This window comes from Allochromatium humboldtianum (assembly GCF_013385175.1).
Classification (GTDB): domain Bacteria; phylum Pseudomonadota; class Gammaproteobacteria; order Chromatiales; family Chromatiaceae; genus Thermochromatium; species Thermochromatium humboldtianum.
The window spans coordinates 183,806-204,481 of sequence record NZ_JABZEO010000007.1 but is presented as its reverse complement, the minus strand read 5'-3'; the positions used below and the strand labels follow the sequence as shown (position 1 = coordinate 204,481).

General features: G+C 62.2%; 22 protein-coding genes. 19 read left to right on the top strand and 3 right to left on the bottom strand.

Features of this window, described 5'->3' with window-relative positions:
• The first annotated feature begins 16 nt into the window (after positions 1 to 16).
• The 10 genes from HW932_RS12380 to HW932_RS12335 all read left to right on the top strand — a co-directional run bounded on the left by HW932_RS12380 (position 17) and on the right by HW932_RS12335 (position 8,781).
• Entirely contained in the window at positions 17 to 265 is a 249-nt protein-coding gene (locus tag HW932_RS12380; RefSeq protein ID WP_176976791.1) for a phage tail assembly protein, read from the top strand.
• A gap of 153 nt (positions 266 to 418) precedes the next feature.
• On the top strand, positions 419 to 3,574 hold the full coding sequence (locus HW932_RS12375; protein ID WP_176976790.1) for a phage tail tape measure protein: 3,156 nt from the start codon (positions 419 to 421) through the stop codon (positions 3,572 to 3,574).
• A gap of 25 nt (positions 3,575 to 3,599) precedes the next feature.
• A complete protein-coding gene (locus HW932_RS12370; protein ID WP_176976789.1) occupies positions 3,600 to 4,514 on the top strand; it encodes a phage tail protein in 915 nt (304 codons plus the stop codon).
• On the top strand, positions 4,511 to 4,750 hold the full coding sequence (locus tag HW932_RS12365) for a tail protein X (protein ID WP_222932343.1): 240 nt from the start codon (positions 4,511 to 4,513) through the stop codon (positions 4,748 to 4,750). Before HW932_RS12370 ends, HW932_RS12365 begins: the two co-directional genes overlap by 4 nt.
• A 12-nt stretch (positions 4,751 to 4,762) precedes the next feature.
• Positions 4,763 to 5,836, top strand: coding sequence for a phage late control D family protein (locus HW932_RS12360; RefSeq protein ID WP_176976788.1), 1,074 nt, complete (start codon positions 4,763 to 4,765; stop codon positions 5,834 to 5,836).
• Between the two features lie 10 nt (positions 5,837 to 5,846).
• Positions 5,847 to 6,164, top strand: coding sequence for a phage holin family protein (locus tag HW932_RS12355; RefSeq protein ID WP_172205915.1), 318 nt, complete (start codon positions 5,847 to 5,849; stop codon positions 6,162 to 6,164).
• The gene (locus HW932_RS12350) at positions 6,161 to 6,679 is read left to right on the top strand and encodes a glycoside hydrolase family 108 protein (protein WP_176976787.1); all 519 of its coding nucleotides are present in this window, start codon (positions 6,161 to 6,163) and stop codon (positions 6,677 to 6,679) included. The genes HW932_RS12355 and HW932_RS12350 overlap by 4 nt, the downstream gene beginning before the upstream one ends.
• On the top strand, positions 6,676 to 7,104 hold the full coding sequence (locus HW932_RS12345; protein WP_176976786.1) for a holin family protein: 429 nt from the start codon (positions 6,676 to 6,678) through the stop codon (positions 7,102 to 7,104). Before HW932_RS12350 ends, HW932_RS12345 begins: the two co-directional genes overlap by 4 nt.
• 172 nt (positions 7,105 to 7,276) lie before the next feature.
• Positions 7,277 to 7,876, top strand: coding sequence for a type IV toxin-antitoxin system AbiEi family antitoxin domain-containing protein (locus HW932_RS12340; RefSeq protein WP_176976785.1), 600 nt, complete (start codon positions 7,277 to 7,279; stop codon positions 7,874 to 7,876).
• On the top strand, positions 7,873 to 8,781 hold the full coding sequence (locus HW932_RS12335; RefSeq protein ID WP_176976784.1) for a nucleotidyl transferase AbiEii/AbiGii toxin family protein: 909 nt from the start codon (positions 7,873 to 7,875) through the stop codon (positions 8,779 to 8,781). Before HW932_RS12340 ends, HW932_RS12335 begins: the two co-directional genes overlap by 4 nt.
• Positions 8,782 to 8,785: 4 nt before the next feature.
• On the opposite strand, the gene HW932_RS12330 is transcribed toward HW932_RS12335, so the two are convergent.
• Positions 8,786 to 9,985, bottom strand: a complete 1,200-nt coding sequence (locus HW932_RS12330) for a site-specific integrase (protein WP_176976783.1) — start codon at positions 9,983 to 9,985, stop codon at positions 8,786 to 8,788.
• A gap of 110 nt (positions 9,986 to 10,095) precedes the next feature.
• Here HW932_RS12330 and HW932_RS12325 point away from each other — a divergent pair, with 110 nt between their 5' ends.
• The 3 genes from HW932_RS12325 (at position 10,096) to HW932_RS12315 (ending at position 14,753) form a co-directional block, all read left to right on the top strand.
• Positions 10,096 to 10,347 (top strand): helix-turn-helix domain-containing protein, encoded by a 252-nt coding sequence (locus HW932_RS12325; protein ID WP_176976782.1) that lies wholly within the window; start codon positions 10,096 to 10,098, stop codon positions 10,345 to 10,347.
• Positions 10,348 to 10,685: 338 nt separating this feature from the next.
• The gene (locus HW932_RS12320) at positions 10,686 to 12,656 is read left to right on the top strand and encodes a beta strand repeat-containing protein (RefSeq protein ID WP_176976781.1); all 1,971 of its coding nucleotides are present in this window, start codon (positions 10,686 to 10,688) and stop codon (positions 12,654 to 12,656) included.
• Between the two features lie 1,398 nt (positions 12,657 to 14,054).
• Positions 14,055 to 14,753 (top strand): transposase, encoded by a 699-nt coding sequence (locus HW932_RS12315; RefSeq protein WP_176976780.1) that lies wholly within the window; start codon positions 14,055 to 14,057, stop codon positions 14,751 to 14,753.
• A gap of 162 nt (positions 14,754 to 14,915) precedes the next feature.
• On the opposite strand, the gene HW932_RS12310 is transcribed toward HW932_RS12315, so the two are convergent.
• Both HW932_RS12310 and HW932_RS12305 read right to left on the bottom strand, forming a co-directional pair.
• Positions 14,916 to 15,293 (bottom strand): helix-turn-helix domain-containing protein, encoded by a 378-nt coding sequence (locus HW932_RS12310; protein ID WP_176976779.1) that lies wholly within the window; start codon positions 15,291 to 15,293, stop codon positions 14,916 to 14,918.
• Positions 15,294 to 15,298: 5 nt separating this feature from the next.
• Complete coding sequence (locus HW932_RS12305; protein ID WP_176976778.1) at positions 15,299 to 15,601, bottom strand: type II toxin-antitoxin system HigB family toxin; 303 nt, start codon at positions 15,599 to 15,601, stop codon at positions 15,299 to 15,301.
• Between the two features lie 437 nt (positions 15,602 to 16,038).
• Here HW932_RS12305 and HW932_RS12300 point away from each other — a divergent pair, with 437 nt between their 5' ends.
• From HW932_RS12300 to glmS, 6 genes are all read left to right on the top strand, one after another.
• Entirely contained in the window at positions 16,039 to 16,992 is a 954-nt protein-coding gene (locus tag HW932_RS12300) for a DUF4351 domain-containing protein (RefSeq protein WP_176976777.1), read from the top strand.
• A gap of 78 nt (positions 16,993 to 17,070) precedes the next feature.
• Positions 17,071 to 17,271 carry a PIN domain-containing protein gene (locus HW932_RS21650; protein ID WP_222932342.1) on the top strand — a complete coding sequence of 67 codons (201 nt, stop codon included), beginning with the start codon at positions 17,071 to 17,073 and terminating at the stop codon, positions 17,269 to 17,271.
• A 68-nt stretch (positions 17,272 to 17,339) separates the two neighbouring features.
• Positions 17,340 to 17,540, top strand: coding sequence for a hypothetical protein (locus HW932_RS21645; RefSeq protein WP_222932341.1), 201 nt, complete (start codon positions 17,340 to 17,342; stop codon positions 17,538 to 17,540).
• Positions 17,541 to 17,802: 262 nt separating this feature from the next.
• Positions 17,803 to 18,054 (top strand): type II toxin-antitoxin system prevent-host-death family antitoxin, encoded by a 252-nt coding sequence (locus HW932_RS12285; RefSeq protein ID WP_176976776.1) that lies wholly within the window; start codon positions 17,803 to 17,805, stop codon positions 18,052 to 18,054.
• Complete coding sequence (locus HW932_RS12280; protein WP_176976775.1) at positions 18,041 to 18,376, top strand: type II toxin-antitoxin system RelE family toxin; 336 nt, start codon at positions 18,041 to 18,043, stop codon at positions 18,374 to 18,376. Before HW932_RS12285 ends, HW932_RS12280 begins: the two co-directional genes overlap by 14 nt.
• A 443-nt stretch (positions 18,377 to 18,819) precedes the next feature.
• Positions 18,820 to 20,652: a glutamine--fructose-6-phosphate transaminase (isomerizing) gene (gene glmS, locus HW932_RS12275; RefSeq protein ID WP_176976774.1), complete on the top strand. Its 1,833-nt coding sequence runs from the start codon at positions 18,820 to 18,822 to the stop codon at positions 20,650 to 20,652.
• Positions 20,653 to 20,676 lie beyond the last annotated feature (24 nt).

Sequence of the window (20,676 nt, the reverse complement as noted above, 5' to 3'; positions counted from 1 at the left end):
GTGAGGACAAGGAACCATGAACAACCCTGAACGCATCACCCTGAACTTCCCCATCGACCACGACGGTTTGCCGATCAAGGAGATCGCGCTGCGCCGACCCACGGTGGGTGACCACTTGGCCGCGCAGAAGTCGGCCGGGACGGATGCCGAGCGCGAGATTCGGCTGATTGCCAATCTGGCTGAACTACCGCCCGCCGCGATCCACCTGCTCGACATGAAGGACTACGCCCAACTGCAGAAGGTGCTGGGCGGTTTTTTGCAGTGAATCCGGGTGAGCTCAACGCGCTGGTTGTTGAGCTCGCCCTCTACACCCACTGGCCTCGATCCGAGTTGCTCGCCCTGGAGGTGAGCGAGTTGGTCGAGGCCTTGTCCTTGGCGCGGCGGTTGTCGGCCGTGCCGTCTTCCTGAGGTATCCCCCATGGCCCATCCCGTCCAGATCAGCATCGGTGCCACGCTGGCGGCCTCCTTGGGGTCGGCAGTGCGCGGCGCCCAGGCGCAACTGAACCAGCTGGGTTCGACCATGGCGGAGCTCGGCAACAAGCAGTCCGGCATCAAGCAACTGGAAACCTTGCGGGCGCAGGCCAAGGATGCCGCGCTGGCGATGCGCGCGGCGCAGCAGAAGGTCTCCGGGCTGGAAGCCAACATCGCCGGGCAGGATGGCGGGGCTACCGCCAAGCAGGCCAAAGAACTGGAGCGTGCCCGTGCGGCTGCCGCTCGGGCTGAAGAGGCTTACCGTCGCCAGCGGGCAGCCGTCGATGAACTCTCCGGATCGCTGCAGCGCGCGGGCGTGAACACTCGTGCGATGGGCACCGAGTCGGCACGCTTGGGCAGCCAGTTGGAGACACTGCGGTCTCGAACCGAAGCCCTGACCCGTGCCCAGCAGGCCCAGGCTCGTAATCTCGAAAGCCGCAGCGCCTACCGTGCCCAGATGATGGATGCGGTGGCCTTGGGCGGCGCGCTCTATGGCCTGGTGCAGCCGGCGGTCCAGTTCGAGTCGGTGATGGCCGACGTCAAGAAAGTGGTGAACTTCGACACGCCCGAGCAGTTCGGGCAGATGTCCAAAGATGTGCTCTTGATGTCGACCCGTATTCCGATGGCGGCTGACGGCATTGGGGCCATCGTCGCGGCTGCAGGTCAAGCCGGTATCGCCCGGGAAGAACTCCTACGCTTTGCCGAAGATGCCGCCAAGATGGGCGTGGCCTTCGATTTGTCGGGTCAGCAGGCGGGTGCCGCGATGACGGGTCTGCGCTCGATCTTCGGATTGACCCAGGACGAGGTGGTGAAACTCGGCGACGCCATCAACCACCTGTCCAACAACATGGATGCCAAGGCATCCGACTTGTTGAACATCGCCAATCGCGCCGGCTCAACGGCGAAGCTCTTTGGCCTCTCTGGCGCGCAGTTGAATGCCCTGGGCGCGACCTTCCTCGCACTCAAGACCCCACCCGAGGTCGCTGCGACGGGCATCAATGCGCTGCTGATGAAGCTCGCGACCGCCGACAAGCAGAACGAGAAGTTTCAGCAAGGCCTGCAGGACATCGGGCTATCGGCCGAGGTCATGAAGAAGATGATCGCCCGCGATGCCCAAGGGGCGCTCACGACCTTCCTGCAGCAGGTGAAGAAAGCCCCAGATCTGATGGGCACGCTGTCGGACCTCTTCGGCATGGAGTACGCCGATGACATCGCCAAGCTGGTGGGCTCGATGGAGACCTACGAGAAGGCGGTAGGCTTGGTGGCCGATCAAACCGCCTACGCAGGCTCGATGCAGAAGGAGTACGAGGCCCGTTCTGCGACGACCGCGAACAACCTGCAGCTGTTGAAGAACCAGATGAGCCGGCTCGGCATCACGGTCGGCAATGCGCTGCTGCCGGCCTTGAACAGTCTGGTCGGTGCGCTGATGGGCCCCATCGATAGTCTGGCCAATCTGGCCGAACGCTTTCCTGTGGTCACGCAAGTCGTGGTGGGTACCGTCGGTGCGGTGCTGGGCCTGAAGGTGGCGACCATTGCCTTGGGCTACGCCTGGACCTTTGTGAAGGGGCCGATCCTCGGTGCCCAGGTGGCGTTTCAGTCGGCGCGGGCTGGCTTGGCGCTATTGCAAGTGCAGGCCGCAGCGACCGGGAGCAGTGCAGGCCTTCTGTCACTGGCCTGGACTCGTATTCAGACCGGTGCGCTCGGTCTGATCGCCCCGATCAAGTCGGCGGCACTGGCCTTCTGGTCGATGCTGCCGGCCATTGGTGCCACCACGGCAGCGCTCTTGGCCAACCCGATCACCTGGATCGTGGTCGGGATCGGTGCAGCCGTCGCGGGTCTGGCCCTCGTGATCCGCAAATACTGGGACCCCATCGCTGCCTACGTCGGCGGCGTGTTTCAGGGCATACGCTCGGCCGTGCAGCCAGCGATCACGAGTCTCTTGACCGCTTTGGATCCTCTGGCTTCCATCGGTCAGGCAGTGGCGTCGGTGTTTGGCTTCATGGGAGATGCGATCAGCGGCATGGTTGGCTGGGTGGGTGATCTGCTATCTCCAGTCACCCTGACCACGGACGAGTTCAACAGCCTATCCGCCTCCGGCCAGTCCCTCGGCGCGGTGATCGGTGGCGTGTTGAGCACAGCTTTTGCGGTGCTGACGTTGCCGATTCGGACCGTCGGCACGCTGGTGGGCTGGGTGACGGAGGGTTTTCGGGCGCTCGTGTCGTTCTCGCCCTTGGCCGCACTGCAAGCCGCCTGGCAACCGATCTCGGGCTTCTTCGGTAGCTTGTGGGCCGGCGTGGTCAGTGGCGCGCAGTCGGCCTGGCAGCAACTGACGGCGGCCTTGGGATCTTTCGCGCCCTTGCAGGCACTGCAGTCGGTGATCGGTTCGATGCTGACAGCGTTACGTGATCTGCCCGGTGAGTTCATGAGCCTGGGCAGCGCGATGCTGCAAGGTCTGGCGCAGGGCGTGCGCAATGCCGCGCAGCAAGCGGTCGCAGCGGTTGGGGACGTCGCGGCCGGGGTGCGTGACCGCTTCAAGGCAATGTTGGGCATTAACAGTCCCTCGCGGGTGTTTGCCACGCTGGGCAGTGCGCTGTCCCTCGGGTTGGCCCAGGGTGTGGCGGCAGCCGGCCCGGTGGTCGTGAATGAAGTCGGACAACTGGCGCAATCTCTGCAGGCGGTGCCGTTGTCGCTGGCCACGCCCGAGGTGACCCAACCTGGGCTGCGACTGCCCTCACCGGATCAGCCGTCACTGGGGTTGGCGCTGCCAGCGCATCAGGTCGACGTACCTGTACCGACGCTGCGGCCGGTGTGGGAGGGCACGCTACCTCCGGAAGCTCAGCCGGCCAAAGGTGTGCGCGGTGATGTCGGGGTACCCGAGCGTGCCCAGTCGGTCCCGGTACCTACGCTGCCGCCTACACCGGGCGTACCACCGTCAGCGGTGCCTCTGGCCCCAGGGGCTCCCTCGATCCACTTCGCCCCGCAGATCACTATCCATGCGGCCCCGGGAAGCGACCCGCAGGCCCTGGGCGATCTGCTCGAAGGCCGGCTGCGCAGCCTGATCCGGGAGGCCTTGCGCGGCTCCACTGCCGCACTGCACGACTGATCGTTTCTTGTTTGGGAGGTTGGCCATGGCCGAACGTGTGATGTTGGCCCTCGGGCCATTTCGTTTCGAGATGGGGCAAGCGACCTACCAGAGCCTGGCCATGAGCCAGTCCTGGCGCTGGCCCGAGCAGGCGCGCATCGGGCGCGAACCGGCGCTGCAGTTCACCGGCCGCGAGCCAGCGGAGATCCGGCTGCAGGGCGTGCTGTTTCCCGGCTTCGATGCCGGGCTGGCGCAAGTCGAGGAGATGCGTGCGCTGGCCGATCTGGGCAAGCCCCTGCAGCTGGTCGATGGTTTGGGTCGGGTGTGGGGCGCGTGGGTGATCGTCGAAGTCGGCGACACCCGCAGCGTACTGATGGATAACGGTCAGCCGCGCCGGGTCGGCTTCGAGATGAAGCTGCAGGCCTACGGCGAGGACGAGACCGTCACCGACTACTCGGGCGGCTGGAGTCCCTTTGCGATGTTGATGCCCCTGATCGATGACCTGGTGAATGACCCCGTCGGTGCGATCACCCAACTGCTGGATGACATCACCCGCCTCGATCCCTTCACGGGCACCGGCGGCTTCACGGACCTGGCCGCCCTGGTCGCCATCCAGAACGCGCTGGGTGAGCTCATCGAGGCGGTGGGCGCCACCGTGCGGGGTTTGCACAGCGAATGGCTGCAGGTCGTGCCCGACGCCAATCACCCGGTGCGCCAAGCCCTGGAAGCCTGGTTGGCCTCGATCACTGTCTCGCAGACAGCCTTGACCGGCAGTGCCGGGTTGGACACCCAGGTCGCGAGGGCCCTCACCGCCCTGGAGACCTTGCGATCCGTGCTGCAGCCGCTGGCCAACGGCAGCGTGGCGACCTCGGCAGCCATCTATGACCTGGCCCAACGCACGCTGCCCGCGCTTGATGCGGCCCAGGAAGCCGCGCAGGCGCTGCAGGAGAAATTGCCATGAACACACCTCTGAAGGTTCAAGGTCAGCGGCTGACCGCCCGCGAGGGCGAAATGCTCGACGCGCTGGTCTGGCGGCATTACGGGCGCGTCGATGTCCTGCCGCTGGTGCTGGAAGCCAACCGGCAACTGGCCCGGCTGCCAGTCGCGCAGATGCTGCGTCTGCCAGCCGGCACACCTGTGCTAATGCCCGCACTCAACGATCAGCCCGTGCTGCCGCTGGTGCGGATCTGGTCGTAGCGGAGGAAAACGATGCAACCCACCTTCCTGATCCTGGCCGACCGCACCGACATCACCCGCGCCGTGGCCGACCGGCTGCTCGAACTGGTGGTCACCGACGAAGCGGGCCTGTCCTCCGACACCTTGCGCCTGACCTTGGATGACCGGCGCCGCGCCGATGGCGCCATCGCCAAGCTGCCCAAGATCGGTACCGTGCTGGAAGTGTCGCTGTCCTACGCCGGCCGTTCTTGGGTGGCGATGGGGAAGTTCATCGTCGACGAGATCGAGATCCGCTCGCCGCCGGCCACGCTCGCCGTCTCGGCCAAGGCGGCCGATATGGTCGGGCCGTTTCGCAGTCCCAAGACGCGTTCCTGGGAGGCGACCACACTGGGTGCGCTGGTGACGGCCATTGCGGGCGAGCATCGGTACGAGGCCAAGATTGACCCCGAGCTCGGCGCCATTGCCATCCCGCATCTGGATCAGACGGCGGAGTCGGACATGGCGCTGCTCACCCGCTTGGCCGCCAAACACGATGCCGTAGCCAAACCCGTAGCGGGATTTTTGGTGCTCGCGCGCCAGGGCGCGGCCAAGACCATCACCGGTCAGGTGCTGCCGACACTACAGCTGGCGCCCGAGCAACTCGCCCAGTGGCGCTACCAGCACAGCGCGCGCAAACCCGCCGGCACGGGCAGCGCACAAGGCGAAAACGGCCAGTCGCCCCCGCAAGTGAGCACCGGCGGCACCAAGGCGTACTGGTGGGACTTTGAGAAGGGCGAGCGCCGGGAAGTGACCACCGGCCAGCCGCCGTTCGAGGAGATCCGCTACGTCCATGCCACCGAAGCCGAGGCCAAAGCGGCAGCGGCTACGCGCAAGAACACCGGCGAACGCGGGCAAGGGGAACTCAGTTTCAGCCTGCCCGGAGATCCAAGGCTCGCCGCCGAGGGCCGGCTGTCGATTTCGCTGCGCCCGGGCATCCCCACCGACTGGCGCATCAAACGCGTCGAGCACCGGCTTGGCACCCAGGGCTACACCACGCAGGTGGAGTGCGAGCGCTTCACCGCATCCCCCGTGCCGGTGACTGGCACTTCCACCGAACCCGACACATAAGGAGACCCCCGTGCCCGAAAAAGATCCTTCGACCTACGGCCTGATCACTTACCTCTGGGTGACGGGGCTGGCCGCCTGGGGTGGCTTGGTCAATTTCTATCGCAAGGTGAAGTCCGGCGAGACCCGGGCCTTCAACGTGGTGGAACTGATTGGCGAGATCGCCACCTCGGCTTTCGCCGGTCTCATCACTTTCTGGCTGTGCGAGGCCGCGCAGTTCAACCCCCTGGTCACCGCAGCCCTGGTCGGCATTTCCGGCCACATGGGCAGCCAGGCCATCTACCAACTGGAGCGCTGGGCGCAGACGCGTCTTGGCAAGGAGCGGTCATGAACGCCATCGACACCATCCTCGACGACATCCTGCGCCGGGAAGGCGGCTACGTGCATCACCCTGCTGACCGGGGCGGGCCGACGAACTTCGGCATCACCGCACAGACGCTGGGAGCCTGGCGCAAGCTGGGTCACCCGGCCACGGTCGCTGAGGTGCAAGCACTGACGGAATCCGAAGCCCGTGCCATCTACCGTCAGCAGTACATCACCGGTCCCGGCTTCGAGGCCATTACCCATCCGGCGCTGCTGCATCTGCTGGTGGACGCCGGGGTGCATTCCGGGCCGAAGCGGGCGGTGCAGTGGCTGCAGACAGCGCTCGGTGTCACCGCCGATGGCGTCATTGGCCCCAAGACCCGCGCAGCACTCGCTGCTGCCGATCAAGGTGTGCTCTACGGCAAGGTGCTGGGACAGCGCCTGCGTCACCTCGGACGGTTGATCACCAACGATCCCAAGCAGTCGGCGTTCGCTGCCGGTTGGATGAACCGGATGGCCGAATTCGTGGAGGGCACGGTATGACGCCATTGCTGACCACCTTGGCACCGGGCCTGCTGGAAGCCGGTAGCCGCCTGATCGACCGCCTGGTGCCGGACCCGGCCGAGCGGGAGAAAGCCAAGCTCGCCTTGCTGCAGGCCGAGGGACAGTTGGCACTGCAGGAGATGCAGACGAGTCTCTCGGCGATCCTGGCCGAGGCCAACTCGCCGGACCCTTGGACCAGCCGGGCACGGCCGACCTTCCTGTACGTGATCTACGGCGTGATCTTGCTGTGCGTGATGGGCGCCATCATCGGCATCTGGTGGCCGACCCACGTCTTCCAGGCAGCGGAGAACTTGAACAAGCTACTGGGCGCAGTGCCCGAGAGTCTGTGGTGGCTGTTCGGTGCCGGGTATCTGGGCTACACCGGGGCGCGCAGCTTCGACAAGTGGCGTGAGCCGGTTCGCTGACCGGTGCTGCCGCGCACGACAAATAGACACGACGATCCCCCGATCTCACTGCCTTCACGGGTGGTGGGGTCGGGGAATTTTTCCGTTTGAGGGCTGGGTGGCGTAGCGAGCCTGATTATTTCAAAGTGTCGGTAGAAATTGACAAGTACCGACGATATGAAATAATGCTTCCATGGATAACGCTCAAACCCCCATCCTCGACATGGCTCGCCGGCAAGGGCTGCTTCGCCCGTGCGACGTAGAGGCGTGCGGCTTTTCTCGGATGGCACTCAGCACGCTGGCCCGCCAGGGCAAGCTGACCCGGCTGTGCCGTGGCCTCTACGCGCTGCCGGATCGACCGGTGTCCGAGCACGCCACCCTGGCCGAGGTGGCCAGCAAGCACCCGAATGTCGTGGTGTGCCTGCTGTCGGCACTGCAGTTTCACGGGTTGACCACCCAGTCGCCGTTCGAGGTGTGGGTGGCGATTGCCAACAAGGCCCGCGCTCCCAAGATGGACTACCCGCCGCTGCGCATCGTGCGTTTCAGTGGTGATGCGCTGACCGAAGGGGTGGAGGAGCACCGGGTCGATGGCGTCGCGGTGCAGGTGACGAGCGTGGCCAAGACGGTGGCCGACTGCTTCAAGTACCGCAACAAGATCGGACTGGACGTCGCGCTCGAAGCGCTGCGCGAGGCCTGGAATGCCAGGCGCGTGAAGATGGATGACCTGTGGCACTGCGCCCAAGTCTGTCGGGTGGCCAATGTGATGCGCCCGTATCTGGAGGCGCTGATGTGAGCGGACGCAACGTTGCTGCTTCGGTGCGCGCCAAACTGCTCAACAAGGCCCGTGCCGAAAAGCGGGACTTCACGCTGGTGCTCACCCGCTATGCGCTGGAGCGACTGCTGTACCGTTTGAGCATCTCGACGCACGCAGACCATTTCCTGCTCAAGGGCGCACTGCTGTTCGACCTCTGGTTCGATGTGCCCTTGCGGCCGACACGCGACATGGACCTGCTCGGCTTTGGCCTCGCGGAAGAGCCCTACCTGATCGAGGCCTTCGCAGAGTTGTGCGCGCTGGATGTCGATGACGGCATCCGTTTCGATACCCAGAGCATCCGGGCTGAAGAAATCCGCAAGGAGGCCAACTACGCTGGTATCCGCGTGACTTTGCTGGGTTGGGTCGATGGTGCGCGCTGCCCGGTCCAGGTCGACGTGGGCTACGGCGATGCGGTCACACCCGGACCTGAGGCCGTGGAGTATCCGGTGATGCTTGAGGAATTTCCGGCACCCAAACTCCGGGTCTATCCCCGCTACACCGTCGTTGCGGAAAAGCTCGAAGCCTTGATCTCTCTCGGCGTGGCCAACAGCCGGATGAAGGATTACTTCGATCTGTGGGTGCTGGCCAGGCACAGCGATTTCGGAGGGGAAGTGCTGCGCGAGGCCATCGGCGCGACGCTGTCACGCCGAGGCACCGACATCCCGACGGATGTACCGTTCGGCCTGACCGAGGCCTTTGCCTCCGATGCGCAAAAGCAGATGCAGTGGCAAGGTTTCCTGAAAAAGAATCGGCTCGATGCGCTGACGTTGGAGCAGGTCGTCGCCGATCTGCGTGACTTTCTGATGCCACCGCTCAGCGCCCTGGCCAATGGGCAAGGCTTCAGTGGGGCCTGGAATCGTGAGGCCTGGCAGCCCACTGCGTGAAACCTCACGCAGTGGCCGCCGTTGCTTGATTCACCACCGGCCGCCGCCCCACCACATTCCCCACCACATTGACCGCCTCCAGCATCGCCTGCGGCGACAGGTGCGCGTAGCGCATCGTCACCTTCGGGTCGTGGTGGCCGAGGAGCTTCTGCACCTCGTACAGCGACCGCCCGGCATTGACCAGGAAACTGGCGTAGCTGTGGCGCAGGTCGTGCAGCCGCACTTCCTCCAGCCCGACCTTTTTACGGATCGAATCCCAGGCGTAGAAGATCGACACCGGCGGCTTCTTGGTCTTGGGGTTGAAGAATACCCAGGGGATGTCCTCCTGCCGTGGCAGCGCCTGCAGCAGCTCAATGGCCGCATCCGACAGCGGAATGTGACGCGGCTTCTTCGACTTTGAGCGCGCCGCCGGCACCGTCAGCATCCGCCGGTTGAAATCAATCTCGTCCCAACGCGCATCCAGGATCTCGCGCTTACGCGCCCCGGTGTAGAGCAGCAGCCGGATCACCTGGCCCACCTGCACATTCCGGTTGGTGTCCAACTCATCAAACAGCCGCTGCACCTCGTCGGTGGTCAGGTAACGCTCCCGGGCGCCGTGGTCCTCGAAGGGCTCGACACCATCGCAGGGATTGCTCTTGGGCGGAAGGATGTCCCAGCGGATCGCGCAGTTGTAGATGAACTTCATCAGCACGATCATTCGGTTGCAGGTCCCGGCCGCGTAGCCCTTCTCGAACACCGCGTGGTGGAAGGCCACCACATCGGAGCGGGTGATGCGGTTCATCCGGAACTCGGCAAACACCGGCAGCAGGTGGTTGCGCAGCATCGTCTCGTCCGTCTCCCAGCTGCGCTTGCGTGTCTTGGCGTAGGGGAGGTAGCGTTCGGCCACGAAATCCCCGAAGGTCGGCACATCCTTGAAGCGATGACTCTCCACCTTCGGGTCGCCGCCCTCGGTCACCATCTGCTTCATCTTGTGCGCCTTGGCCCGGGCGTCCGACACCGAAATCTCGTCAGAGCGGCCAATCCGGTTCAGCCGCACCTTGCCGGCCGCATCGCGGTAGCGGAAGTAGAAGGTGGCCCCGCCGCTGGCCCGGTGCTCCAGCAGGAAGCCCTTGATCTCCGTATCGAAGTAACTCACTGCCCCGGAGGCAGGCTCGCGACCTGGCAGGGTGGCCAGGAATTCGGTCGTCAACGCTTGTGCAGGCATCGTCGTGCTCCTCTATCTATTGAGGGTCATACTACGATACAATGCGCCTGAAAGGACATAAAAAGCGTCTAATAGACCAGAATATTTACCTACCCAAAAAGGAGTCGACCATGATCGACGGAAGACAGATCCGCGCCGCACGCGCGATGCTGGGCTGGAGCCGGGACGACCTGCTCAAGGCCTCGGGCATCTCGATGTCAGCGCTGCTGCGCATGGAAGGGGCACTGGCCGACAGCCGTGGCTCCACGATCAACAAGGTGGCCAAGGCCCTGACCCTGGCCGGCATCGAATTCGTCACCCGCGATGACGGGGCGATAGGCGTGATCCTCAAGGCACAAAATCCGCCTGATGCGCCACAATGAGCACAGCATCCCGAGCCACCAAAAAGGCACAAAGGCCACCTGATGAGACACATTGGGTGGCCTTTGCACTAGATGGCTTCGGTTGGTAGGTAGTTGGTACGTCGGATTGGCTGCAAATTGCGTCTATATAGATAGGTGACGCGGCTAAGTCTTTGAAAAGACAAAGAAAATATCCTATCAGACTGAAAATCTGCCTTTTGCGGTAGGAAAGTGGTCGGAAGTGGGCGCTTCGAGGGCTTCAAAACGCGCGTAAGTCTTTGACTTGTAAAGGGATTGGTGAGTGGCGCGCTATTACGCTCACTGCAGGTGCGGATTCCGTTACGCCGAGTGCGGCGATCATGAACGACGGCCAAATCGTCCTGACCTATAAGCCCGGTGATGGCGATGATTTGTTCCGTGGTCTTTCTGACGGCACTCTGTCAACCAGTGACATCATCAACGGCGGTGGCGGAACCGACACGCTGCAATTCGGCGTTACTGCAAACACGACTGGAACGATTGTACGCGCTCCCTCGTTGACTTCAGTGGAGTTCGTGAAGGCCACGATGACAGGGGCCGGGAATGGAACTGATGCGACCTTCTCTGGTGTTAATAGTACCGGTATCGAGCAGGTCTGGTCGCTGAACTCGGTGGGGTCAACCAGTGCCACTGCAGGTCATAACAGTACCCTGATCGTGAACAATGTTGGTAAGGCTGTTGTCGCAGGCATCCAGGGTGGCTTGATCGGGAATACGACGGCTAACACCTACGCCAGTTTGACGGTGAGCTACAACGATGTCACTGGCTCAGCCGATGCATCAACCCTGAAGATGAACTTGGGCAAGGCAAACAACGTCACGATTGCTGGTGTTGAGACCCTGACCATTGACTCAACGGGCAAGAAGACGGCCACCGACACCGGTAATACCATTGCTGCCCTGGCCGCCGACAAGTTGGCAACCTTGAATCTCAAGGGTGATGGCGATGTAGTTATCACGGATACCCATACTGGGTCAACCTTGCTGCGCACTGTGAATGCGACCGACGCCACTGGTAACCTCACGCTTGACGTGGCCCTAGGCGGTGACATGAAGGTGACGGGCGGCCACGGTAACGACAAATTCTTGTTTGCAGCTACTCTGAATACGAATGATGTGGTCAACGGTGGTGATGGTGACGACACCCTGTCCGCCAATATCACTCAACTCGCGGCCTTCACAACAACCGCAGCCAATATCAGCAGTATCAAGACCGTTGAGGTTGCGGATGCTGCTGGTACGACCAACCTCAATATCTCCCGGTTTGGCGCCGACAGCATCTCGTTTGCCAGCACTGTTGGCGCGGCCACCATCACTGGCCTGGCTTCGGGTTCGAACGTCACTTTTGCGGATACTCCGAGCGCTGTCGTGCTGAGCTTGACAGGTGCAGATTCCTCCCAGACGGATGTATTGAATGTCGGTACCAACAAGAATACAGACACGACATACACGTTCACGGCAAATAATGTCGAGACACTGAATGTTTCGGCGCCTGACACCGTTGCTGGCACCAGCACCGCGACGCTGGTGGTTACTGACCCTCAGCTCAAGGAAATCAACCTCACCGCGAAGGACGCCAACTTTACCATCAACTCGAATACTTCGGGCAATACAGTCGTCAGTACCGTTGATGCTTCTGGTCTGACCAACGGCATTCTCACCTACACTGGCTCTGCGACAGCAGTCAACGGTACAACCATTACGGGTACCGGGCACAACGATGTGATCGTTGGGACCAGCCAAGGGGATACGATCCACGTTGGTGCTGGAAACGATTCCGTGACGGGCTCCGGCGGCAACGATACGATTGATCTAACTGGGGGCGGCGCGAATACCGCTATCTTTGCTAGTACGGGCGCGGGCAATGGCAAGGATACCATTACCGGATTTAACACCGGGACAGCCGCCGGTGCCGACGTTCTGGATGTCGACGCCTTCATCGGTACTGTCCCTGGTACGCTTACGACCATTGGTAATCTGACGTCCGCCGCGACGATCGCTAACGATTCGATCAACATCGTTAACTTCAATGCAGCGATTGCCGGTAAGGACTTTGCGGGTGGCGATTTTGGTGACCTGTTTGGGGCTGGCAAAGTATTCAGCACGACGATCGCTGACAATGCTGTGAGCGTTCTGGTGATCCAAGGGACGGACCAGACTCAAATCATCTATGTAAATGAGGCTATTGACAACAGCCCCGACTTAACGGTTGAAGTTGGCGACGTGGCCATTGTTGGCGTCCTTACAGACGTGACCAATGCGGCAACCTTCAACATTGCTAACTTCTCCTAAGCAAGGTAGCAAGGTAGGATGGGTAGAACGGCCACGGCACGCCGCTTGATGATTGGCACGGACGCCGAATGGCCGTGAAACCCATCGTTCACTGCTCCAACGCTTGACGGTATGACTTGAACGCCCTCGGGAAACCGGGGGCGTTTTTTATGGTGCCATCCTGATGACATGGCGCGGCTTTGAACGCCCTAGGGACATCGGGGGCTTCCTCCTGACCAAACGGGAATTCCGGGGACAGTATACTTAATTCCTAGACGAAAGACGCCCAATGGGCTTAAAGTCTTGGCAAAGCGTTTGTGACGGGGGAGACGTTGACGGAACAATGGCAAGACTTCCGCGAGTGGTGGTTCCGGTGGGGGGCGGGGACAGTTTACTTAATTCCCGCTTGGCCCCCTGACCTGAAGGGCAAGCAAGGTAGGATGGGTAGAGTGGCCACGGTATGACGCTGACTTTTGGCACGGACGCCGATTGGTCACGAAACCCATCGAGCCACTGACCTGGGGAATTCCGGGGACAGTATACTTAATTCCTTTCTGGCTGCGCCCAACGCTCCCACCCCGCCACCGAATCGGCTAAACTCACCCCATGACAGCCGGGTAGCAAGGTAGGATGGGTAGAGTGACCGTGGAACAACATTGAAGATTGGGCACGGACGCCCTCGGTCACGAAACCCATCGAGCCGCCGACCTTGAAGACAGACTTGAACGCCCTCGGGAAACCGGGGGCGTTTTTTTGTGTGCGCGGTTCTGATGCCGTGTCGCGGGGTTCGATGGGTTTCGCTTCGCTCTACCCATCCTACGGGGCGACGCAAACCGTACTGTGTTGTTGCCGTGCGGAAATGGTATATTGAATGTCACGAAATCTTGATGGATTCGACATCATAACGATGATGACTATTATCTCTGTACAGGGATTCTGGGGACAGTATACTTAATTCCCCTGACTGATCCCGCCTAACCCGGTTCCACACTTCCAGCGAATTCCGGGGACAGCAGCGTAGGTTGGGTTGCGCACGCGCAACCCAACACCTGCGCCCAAACCTCATTGCCCCGCCCTCGGGTGGGTGCTTGAGGTGAAAGCCTTCGAACCCTGTCCTTCTCACGAGGGGCAGGGTTTTTCCATAAGGGCCTTTGTAACGTGTCAAGCGACACGAAGATTTGCCCCCCTGACGACATCTGGAATTGCCCCCGGGTTAATCAACTTTCCGACGTGCTCGGGGCGGGAGCCGCGATCTTCTGCAGAAGACCGCTGCGGCGCTTGCCGAATTCCGAATTCCCCGAATTCCGGGGACAGGAATTCGAATTCCGGGGACAGTATACTTAATTCCTAGACGAAGAACGCAAAATGGGGTTAAAATCTTGCCAAGGCGTTTGTGACGGGTGAGACGTTGACGGAACAATGGCAAGACTTCCGCGCGTGGTGGTTCCGGGGTTGCCGCATCATGTGACGCAGCGCGGCAACAGGCGCCAACAAACCTTCTTTGGCGATGATGATTACGCTGAATATCGGCGTTTGCTATCGCGCTCCTGTCGTGCCTGCGAAACGCGGGTCTTAGCCTACTGCCTCATGCCCAATCATGTGCATCTGATTCTGGTGCCCGCGACGGAATTTGGTTTGCGTGATGCGTTGGGTGAAGCCCATCGGCGCTATACCCGGATGATCAATTTTCGCCAAGGCTGGCGCGGGCATCTTTGGCAGGAGCGGTTTCACTCGTTTGTCATGGATGAGCGGCATTTGATCGCCGCCGCTCGGTATGTGGAGCTGAATCCCGTGCGCGCTCGTCTGTGCCAACGGCCGGAGGATTGGGCGTGGTCGAGTGCGCGCGCGCATTTGGCGGGAGCGGATGATGCGTTTGTCCAAGTCGGGCCGCTGTTGAATCTGATTTCAGACTGGCGCCGTTTCCTTGGTGAGCCGGAGGACAAGGACACCGTCGAAGCCCTGCACGCCCATGCCCGCACCGGGCGCCCGCTCGGCGGTGAAGACTTTGTCGAAGCCTTGGAGCAGCGCCTCGGTCGTGCGCTCAAGCGACAAAAGCCGGGACCAAAGCCATGCCAACGAGATACTGAAACGCGGGATCTGTTCGACAATGACGCTTAAGCCGGCCTGAACCCTGTGGCGCGATTTTCCGCCAGTGGTGATTCACAGCCCTGAAATCACGGTCAAGCGGCATCCCGACTATCGAGTGGCAAAGTCCGGGGATGTGCAAGCGGCGTTTTCGCTGGTCAGAACGACCATCGCCGAGTCGGCGGTGGTGAATTCTTAGGTGCCCGCGCGCTGCATGGGCTTGATGAGGCTTTCGGCCGGAATGCCGAACTGGCTGTGCAACTTCCAGATCATCGGAAGTGTCAGCGAGCGCCTGCCGTTCAGCACCTCGTAGACGCGATTGGTGCGACCAATCGCCGGAGCCAGGTCGCTCGCAGTCAGCCCTGATTGCTCCATGCGGAACTTGATGGCATCGACAGGGTTCGGCAGATCGACCGGGAAGTGTTTAGTCTCGTAGGCTTCCACTAGGGTCAGCATGACGTCGAAGTAGTCGCCTTCCGGAGTGCCCGGCTCCGGCTCATGGTCGAACAGCGGCGAGAGCGCCTTGAGTGCTGCACGGTAGTCCTGATCGTTGCGAATCGGACGGATATTCATGGCGCTTACCCCATTTCAACGGTTTCGGCGTCGATCGCGTCGTATTGACGGTGCGTGCCGATGAATTTCACATAGATGGCGCCGTAGCGATAGGCTATGGCTACGACGAGCCGGTAGTCGTTACCCTTGATGTTGAAGACGACACGGCGGTTCTTGAGAATACTCGCGCTGCGATAGTGTTCCTTGATGTCGCTCGGCGAGAGCCAGGCGGCTTTCTTGACCTCGTCGATCCAGGCCAGGAGCGGTTGCTCGGCATCTGGGTACTGCTCCCAGAAGGCTTTCAGGTGGCTGATGGCGATGATTCTCATAGTTAAAGTGTAGTCCCGTAATGGGACTGTGACAAGCCAGCATCACCGCGGCGGCCTCTCAACCACGACACTTGCTGAGGCGTTCAATCCGGCCGGTTATTCGTCCAGCCTCACTCATCCCAGGGTCACGGCTCCAGCGACCCGTCTCGCGCGTCTATTGAGCAACCTGAGGCCAATCCTGATCCGCCTTCAGTGCCCGCCGCCTCTCCCCGACCACTCACCACACGCCAAGAAAAAATGTCCCGACCGGACGGCCCGCATTAGGCCGCCCCCACGGAACACGTCAACCGGTCCTCTTATGGCCGCGTCTCGACCGTCAACCCCGCCGCCTCGACCACAGTGAAAAGGGGAGTGAAAAGGGACAGTATATGCAATAGCCGTAGGCTCGCGCTTGGAATGGCTCCCACCCCCGCCGGCGAATCGGCTAAACTCGCCCCATGACAGCCGATACCGCCAACTCAGCCGAAGCCCCCAAAAGCGACTACGACAGCCCCTGGAAAGAAGCCCTGGAACGCTTCTTTCCCGAGTTTCTCGCGCTGCTGTTCCCGGCTATTCACGCCCGGATCGACTGGCGCGTGCCGCCGGAATTTCTCGACAAGGAACTGCAACAGATCGGCGCCGGTAGCCCGCGCGGTCGGCGCTACGCCGACAAACTGGTGCGGGTGCGCGCCCGCGACGGTCGCCGGATCGCCGTGCTCATCCATGTCGAGGTCCAGGGCGATCCCGAAAGCGACTTCGGCGAGCGCATGTTCGTCTACCAAACTCGACTGCGCGACCGCTATGGCCTGGAGGTCGTCAGCCTCGCGGTGCTCACCGACACCACGGCGAGCTTCCGCCCCAGCCAGTTCCGTCATCGCCTCTGGGGCTGCGGGATCGCCTTCCGCTTCCCGATGGTCAAACTGCTCGACTACGTCGACCCCAACCGCTGGGCCGAACTGGAAGCGAGCGACAACCTCTTCGCCCTGGTGGTCATGGCCCAGATCCGCGCCAAGGTCACCGACGAGGCCGAGACGCTCAAAGGCTGGAAATTCCGTCTCATCCGCCGGATGTACGAGCGCGGCTACAGCGAGACGCTGATCCTGCAAGTCTTCCGCCTCATCGACTGGATGATCCGCCTGCCCCAGGCGCTGGAGGCCGACTTCCGCCAAACACTCTATGCCTACGAGGAGCAACTGCGTATGCCGTATGTCACGACTGTTGAACAAGCGGGGATCGAGAAGGGTGTGCAGCAAGGCGAAGCCAAAACGCTGCTGCGCCAACTCACGCGGAAATTCGGACCCGAAGCGGCGCAAAGACACCGCGAACGCATTGAACGGGCGGAACTGGAGCAACTGGACACTTGGCTGGATCGTATCCTCACCGCCGACACGCCTGAGACCATTTTTCACTGAGCGAGAAAACGGACGGACCACGTTTTCTCTTGCCGAGATGACCAGTGCTACTTGGTCTACGCCTACGCCAAAAATGTCGTGGCAGACCTGACCAAAGACCAGCTACGGCGTCTGGCCGATGTGATTGATGTGGAGGTGATTCTCGATACCCACACCCTGCTTTGGATGGATCGCGATGACCCGGCGCTCGGATCGAATGCGCGACGTCAGATCCAAGTCGCCTGGCGTGCAGGCTCGGCGGCGGTGAGCGCGATCAGTTTCTGGAGCCACCGTCCGTGACCCGAACCTTTCTCCACATCGGCTGCGGTCCCAAAACCAAAGTCCAAATGATCCGCTGGAGGCGAATGATGAACACAAAAAATTTTCGCAAGGTCGGCGGTTCGGTCATGCTGGCCGTTCCCCCAGCTTTTCTTGATCAACGCGATCAGCAGGTGAGCGAGACCGGGATGACCGATCTGGCGGGCCATGAATTGACGAAACGACAGGTTCGAATTGATTTTCGAGCCTGCCCCAGCGGACGCCGCTCCCGCCAAGCCTCCGCGCTGTAAAGCCGGAGCGTCCACCCGTCATTCCAGCCCCGCCCCGAGCCATCGGGAGCGGGGTTTTTCGCGCTCGGGTCGACTGTCCGTGCGCCGGTTCGCATGGCTCGCGGCTCACCGACTCCCAGCCACACCCGCCAATCGGCTACTGGCCGCATGACCGCCGATACCCTCTTCGCGTAACGCCAGAACTCCCATCACAGACGACCTTGATTGAAAAAGCACCCGATTTGGCGCTATATTTGTAGCTGATATTATCTAGGAGCCGACTATGGACACGATCTACGCCGATTACTCCATCAGCATGTCCGAATTCAAACGCAACCCGGCACAGGTTCTGCGTACCGCCGGTGAGAAGCCCGTGGCGGTGCTGAATCACAACCGCCCGGCCTTTTACATGATCACGCCAAAGCTTTTCGCGGCGATGGTCGAAGATCTGGTCGACCACGATCTGGTAGAGTTGGTACGTAACCGTCTGGCTTACGAAGACGAGGCCATCGAGGTCGACATTGACAAAATCTGACATCGATCTGGAAGCCTCTACCCGGTACCGGCTCAAGTTTGTGCCGCCGGCACTGGCCGAATGGGAGGCGCTTGATGGCAGCATCAAGGAACCGCTTCGCAAAGCACTCAAGAAACGTCTGGAGCAACCCCACGTACCCGGTTCGGAGTTGCATGGCAGCTTGCAGGGCTGCTACAAAATCAAGCTGCGAAAACTCGGCTGGCGTCTCGTCTATCGCGTGAAGGACGATGTACTGATCGTCATGGTGATGGCGGTGGCCAAGCGCGAAGATAGCGTGGCTTATCGGCTTGCCGTCGAACGCTTGGCTTCGGATCAGCACTGAAGGAGGGAAGGGGTCAGGTTCGAATTTTCGAGCCACCCCAGCGGATGCCGCTCCCGCCAAGCCCATGCGCTGAAAGACCGGGGCGTCCACCCGTCATTCCAGCCCGCCCCGAGCTATCGGGAGCGGCGCCTGAATTTCTCGACAAGGAACTGCAACAGATCGGCGCCGGCAGCCCGCGTGGCCGCCGCTACGCCGACAAACTGGCGTCGGTCGCTAACCATCCGGCGTTCGAGCCGAGGCCCGCGCGCTGTGTGATCCGCCGTTGCTGCCCACGAGCCTGGAGCACCAGCTCCGTGCCTCTTCAAGTTTGTCTGAAAAGCGACGACACGGGACGCTGTATCCTGGCCGGCCGTTTGAGATCGTCAGCGCTCCAAACCGATTTACAGCACGCCGCCGAGTGACTAGGCTTCGAACCCTGTCCGGATCAGGAGTCTCTCGTCATCATGTGCGGAATCGTCGGTGCCATCGCTCAACGCCCGGTCGCGGCCATCCTGTTGGAAGGTCTGCGCCGGCTCGAATATCGCGGATACGACTCGGCGGGCCTCGCCGTGCTCGACGATTCGGGCCGGCTCGAGCGGCGGCGCGAGCTCGGCAAGGTCGCGCGTCTGGCCGAAGCGGTCGCGGCCGATCCGTTGCCGGGCACGCTCGGCATCGCCCACACGCGCTGGGCGACCCACGGCGAGCCGGCGACCCACAACGCCCATCCGCACCTCAGTCACGACCGCTGTATGCTGGTGCACAACGGCATCATCGAGAACCACGAGGAATTGCGGCGCGAACAGCTCGCCGCCGGCTACGTCTTCACCTCGGAGACGGACACCGAGGTCGCGGTCCATGCCGTCCACGCCGAGTTGGCGCACGGACTGTCGTTGGTCGAGGCGGTGCGCGCAGCCACCGGGCGCCTGCGCGGGGCCTATGCGCTGGGCGTGATCGACGCCGCCGACCCCGAACATCTGGTCGCGGCGCGCCAGGGCAGTCCGCTGGTGATCGGGGTCGGTTTCGGCGAGCACTTCATCGCCTCGGACGTCTTCGCGCTCCTGCCGGTCACGAATCGCTTCATCTTCCTGGAGGAAGGCGATCTGGCCGAGCTGACGCGCGATCGGGTGCGCATCTGGGATCGTGACGGCCGGGTCGTCGAGCGTCCGGTCAAGACCTCGACGGTCTCGGCCGAGGCCACCGAGCGCGGCCCCTATCGGCACTACATGCAGAAGGAGATCTTCGAGCAGCCGCGCGCCATCGCCGACACCCTGCAAGGACGCTTGACGAGTGACCGCGTCCTGCCGGAGACCTTCGGCAATCAGGCCGCCGCCCTCTTTGCCGAGATTCGGGCCGTGACCATCGTCGCCTGCGGCACCAGCTTCCATGCCGCGCTGGTGGCGCGCTACTGGATGGAGGCCGTCGCCGGCCTGCCCTGTCAGGTCGAGGTGGCGAGCGAGTATCGCTATCGGCGCCATGTCGTCCCGGAGCAGGCGCTGTTCGTGACCATCTCACAGTCGGGCGAGACCGCCGACACCCTGGCGGCCCTGCGTCAGGCCAGGGCCTCCGGCTATGCGGCGACGCTCGCCATCTGCAACGTGCCCGAGAGCTCGCTGGTGCGCGAGTCGGATCTGGTCTTCCTCACCCAGGCCGGCCCCGAGATCGGCGTGGCCTCGACCAAGGCCTTCACCACCCAACTGGCGGCGCTGCTGCTGCTGACCATCGCGCTCGGGCGCTTCCATCGGCTCGATGCGGCGGCCGAAGCCGAACTCGTGGCGCTGCTGCGCACCCTGCCGGGCAAGATCGAGGAGGTGCTGCGACTCGACGAGACCGTCGCGGCGCTCGCCGAGCGCTTCATCGACAAGCAGCACGCGCTCTTTCTCGGGCGCGGCGAGCAATACCCCATCGCTATGGAGGGCGCGCTCAAGCTCAAGGAGATCTCCTACATCCATGCCGAGGCCTATGCGGCCGGTGAGCTCAAGCATGGTCCACTGGCCCTGATCGACGAGCAGATGCCGGTGGTGGCCGTGGCGCCCAACAATGCACTGCTCGAAAAGCTCAAGTCCAACCTGGAAGAGGTCCGCGCCCGTGGCGGTCAGCTCATCGTCTTCGCCGATTTCCAGGTGCCGCTGGAGGAGGGGGAGGGCGTGACGGTCGTGCGTCTGCCCGAGACCGACGATCTGATCGACCCGCTGATCTTCACCATCCCGCTGCAACTGCTGGCCTATCACGTCGCCGTGCTCAAGGGCACGGATGTCGATCAGCCGCGCAATCTGGCCAAATCCGTGACGGTGGAATAGGCGCAGCTCCGGGCATGGCCATAT

Coding starts and splice junctions, on each gene's coding strand:
- HW932_RS12325 (WP_176976782.1), top strand. CDS start 10,096: ATGATCGACGGAAGACAGATCCGCGCCGCACGCGCGATGCTGGGCTGG.
- HW932_RS12320 (WP_176976781.1), top strand. CDS start 10,686: ATGAACGACGGCCAAATCGTCCTGACCTATAAGCCCGGTGATGGCGAT.
- HW932_RS12330 (WP_176976783.1), bottom strand. CDS start 9,985: ATGCCTGCACAAGCGTTGACGACCGAATTCCTGGCCACCCTGCCAGGT.
- HW932_RS12285 (WP_176976776.1), top strand. CDS start 17,803: ATGGACACGATCTACGCCGATTACTCCATCAGCATGTCCGAATTCAAA.
- HW932_RS12345 (WP_176976786.1), top strand. CDS start 6,676: ATGACGCCATTGCTGACCACCTTGGCACCGGGCCTGCTGGAAGCCGGT.
- HW932_RS12370 (WP_176976789.1), top strand. CDS start 3,600: ATGGCCGAACGTGTGATGTTGGCCCTCGGGCCATTTCGTTTCGAGATG.
- HW932_RS12365 (WP_222932343.1), top strand. CDS start 4,511: ATGAACACACCTCTGAAGGTTCAAGGTCAGCGGCTGACCGCCCGCGAG.
- HW932_RS21645 (WP_222932341.1), top strand. CDS start 17,340: ATGAACACAAAAAATTTTCGCAAGGTCGGCGGTTCGGTCATGCTGGCC.
- HW932_RS12360 (WP_176976788.1), top strand. CDS start 4,763: ATGCAACCCACCTTCCTGATCCTGGCCGACCGCACCGACATCACCCGC.
- HW932_RS12375 (WP_176976790.1), top strand. CDS start 419: ATGGCCCATCCCGTCCAGATCAGCATCGGTGCCACGCTGGCGGCCTCC.
- HW932_RS12310 (WP_176976779.1), bottom strand. CDS start 15,293: ATGAATATCCGTCCGATTCGCAACGATCAGGACTACCGTGCAGCACTC.
- HW932_RS12305 (WP_176976778.1), bottom strand. CDS start 15,601: ATGAGAATCATCGCCATCAGCCACCTGAAAGCCTTCTGGGAGCAGTAC.
- HW932_RS12340 (WP_176976785.1), top strand. CDS start 7,277: ATGGATAACGCTCAAACCCCCATCCTCGACATGGCTCGCCGGCAAGGG.
- HW932_RS12380 (WP_176976791.1), top strand. CDS start 17: ATGAACAACCCTGAACGCATCACCCTGAACTTCCCCATCGACCACGAC.
- glmS (WP_176976774.1), top strand. CDS start 18,820: ATGTGCGGAATCGTCGGTGCCATCGCTCAACGCCCGGTCGCGGCCATC.
- HW932_RS12350 (WP_176976787.1), top strand. CDS start 6,161: ATGAACGCCATCGACACCATCCTCGACGACATCCTGCGCCGGGAAGGC.
- HW932_RS12300 (WP_176976777.1), top strand. CDS start 16,039: ATGACAGCCGATACCGCCAACTCAGCCGAAGCCCCCAAAAGCGACTAC.
- HW932_RS12315 (WP_176976780.1), top strand. CDS start 14,055: ATGGCAAGACTTCCGCGCGTGGTGGTTCCGGGGTTGCCGCATCATGTG.